This window comes from Bacillus sp. JJ864 (genome assembly GCF_036963045.1).
Classification (GTDB): domain Bacteria; phylum Bacillota; class Bacilli; order Bacillales; family Bacillaceae_G; genus Bacillus_A; species Bacillus_A pseudomycoides_C.
The window spans coordinates 1-616 of sequence record NZ_JBALLY010000227.1 but is presented as its reverse complement, the minus strand read 5'-3'; the positions used below and the strand labels follow the sequence as shown (position 1 = coordinate 616).

The window sequence follows — 616 nt, the reverse complement described above, 5'->3', positions numbered from 1 at the left end:
AAAAGCTAAGTGAAAAAGATGGGTTAGCTGTTATTGATACATTTTTAAATGAATGGAAAAAGAAAGCATTTGAACATTACATACAGCAAAAAGAAGAATATTTAAAAATAGGAGATCGTCAGAAGTTTAAAAGTGAAGCAATCGAAAAAGGTTTACAAGGATTCTCTATAAATCATTACATTACACAATGTTTGCATGATGAAAAACAAGAATTTTTCAAAGCACATAATAAAAAGATAAGTGATATTTTTGTAAAGTATGCTAAGCATGGTGAATATTTCGAAGAAGTATTAGAAGACTACTTGATTGATGAAGTTAATAATAAAAAGAAAAATTTTATAGAACGTATTAAAGAGGTTGCTGGTGAAATTTCAGATGCAACAGCTTTAAGAATTGCTCAAAATGGAGCAATAAATGGTACTGTTATTGGAAATAAAGGAAAAGCTCATGTATGGACAACACATGCTGGTGGCTATAATATTCAACGTTTCCACTATAGAGTATTAGTGAAAGAAGTTAAAGAGTGAAAATATTCCGCTAGAACACCATAACATTGAATGTACATTTAATATGTATTCAATGTGCATAACCCCCTTTAAGATACATTCAATATATA

General features: G+C 28.9%; 1 protein-coding gene. It reads left to right on the top strand.

The features are described from left to right. A partial coding sequence (locus tag V7024_RS23630) for a hypothetical protein (RefSeq protein WP_335524485.1) occupies positions 1–527 on the top strand: 527 nt, incomplete at its 5' end. Between the last annotated feature and the right edge of the window lie 89 nt (positions 528–616).